This window comes from Streptomyces sp. NRRL F-2664 (genome assembly GCF_000719345.1).
GTDB lineage: Bacteria > Actinomycetota > Actinomycetes > Streptomycetales > Streptomycetaceae > Streptomyces.
In genome coordinates, this window is sequence record NZ_JOFX01000191.1 from 1 (window position 1) to 1,720 (window position 1,720).

At 67.7% G+C, this 1,720-nt stretch carries 1 protein-coding gene; it reads left to right on the forward strand.

Annotation, left to right across the window (positions count from 1 at the left end; all coding sequences use genetic code 11):
• Positions 1 to 651: 651 nt before the first annotated feature.
• The coding region (locus tag IF89_RS39255; protein WP_158718133.1) for an RNA polymerase sigma factor at positions 652 to 1,720 on the forward strand (1,069 nt) is incomplete at its 3' end.

The window sequence follows — 1,720 nt, forward strand, 5'->3', positions numbered from 1 at the left end:
GCGCCACACTCGTCGGGCGGGAAGGTGAAGGCTTCGGTGTCAGAGATGCTTGCGACGGTTGCGCCATCGGCTCCTGAGCCGCTGCCGTCGTCCCCGCCGAAGAACCCGATTCAGGCGAAGGGCGTGCGGCGACCGGCGCAGCCGATCCTTGAGCAGCTTCCGTCTTGCTGCCGCCGCCTCCCCGTCCTCGGTCATCGACCGAGGCAGCGCACCCGGCCAGGCAGAGGGCGACGGCAGCCGAGACCGACCATGCTGCTTTGACGGGGGAGAAGCGGGCCGTCTCCGATGTGCGTCGGCGGTGGCGGGGGCGGCGGTCTGGCGTGCGTGTCATGCGTACTTCCAGCTGTTGAGAGGACCACTGCCGGGGTGAGCGGCTGCGGTTTCCGAAGAACCTGTCGTTCTTCAGGAGCGTCGCGGCGAACGACCGTCTCACCCCGTTACCACTCTGTTATGTACATCTGCTTGTCTGAACGGCCAACGCCCCTACTCACGGGTACCGCTTCACAACAGCACTGACGTACGACAACCGGAGACTTCGTGTTCCCCCGCCCAAGCGCCCCCACCGATCTGTCCGATGAAGAGCTCACGGCTGTACTCCGCGCCTCCCATCACCAGGACGCAGCCCGTGACGACCGGCCAACAGATCGGGGCGTGCAGGACGACGCGGCACGAGCGCTGGCCGAGCTCTACCGGCGCCACCGGGCGGCCGTTCTCGCATATGCGCGGCGCTTCGCGAGTGCGCACACAGCCGACGATCTTGCGTCAGAAGCATTCACGCGCACTCTGCACGCGGTGCGGCAAGGTGCCGGCCCCACCGGATCCTGGCGTCCGTACCTGTGTGCCGTCGTGCGCAACACCGCCGCCCAGGACGCGAAGGCGCAGCGTGTGCATGTACCGTTCGCGGACTTCGAAGCCTGGAGCGAATCCCTGCCGGATACCACGGAACCTGAAGGGACTTTGCTCCGCAACGAGGAGACACTCCTGCTGATACGCAGCTTCCGTTCCCTGCCCGAGCGCTGGCAGGCGGTTCTCTGGCACCGACTGGTCGATGAGCGTGCGACCGCAGAGGTGGCCCAGTTGCTGGGGATGACACCCAGCGGCGTCTCCACACTGCTCTCCCGCGCCCAGGAGGGCTTGCGCACGGCCTACCTCCAGGCGCACATACGTGAGGGCGGCGACGCGGAGTGCCAGCACTATGCAGGCCTCATGGGTGCGGTAGCGCGAAACCGAGGCACGCGCCATCGCGGTCTGGTGCGCCACTTGGACGGTTGTGACCGGTGCTCGACAGCGTTCGCAGACATCGAGCACCTCAACGCCCGTCTCAGAGCGCTGGCTCCCTTCGCCCTGTTGCTCGGTTGGGGCAGTACCGACCTCTTCGGTTCCACGCCCAGTGGCTCCAGCAGCGTCGCGACAAAGGCGTCGGGCGGCTCCATTGCCCCCGACGCAGGGTGGATGGCAGCGTGCCCCTGGCTGTTGGGTCTCACGGCAGCAGCCACAGTCGCCACAGCCGCTTCCGTCATCGCCTTCACCGGTTCCGGCCTCACCTCGGCCACGGATCCCAAGGCCGCCCCGCTTTCCGCCGTCTCGCCCACCACGGCGCCGATCGCCGGTGCTCTGTCTCCGGCGGGGACGACGGCAGCGGCTCAGGAGCCGATGGCGCAACCGTCGCAAGCATCTCTGACACCGAAGCCTTCACCTTCCCGCCCGACGAGTGTGGCGC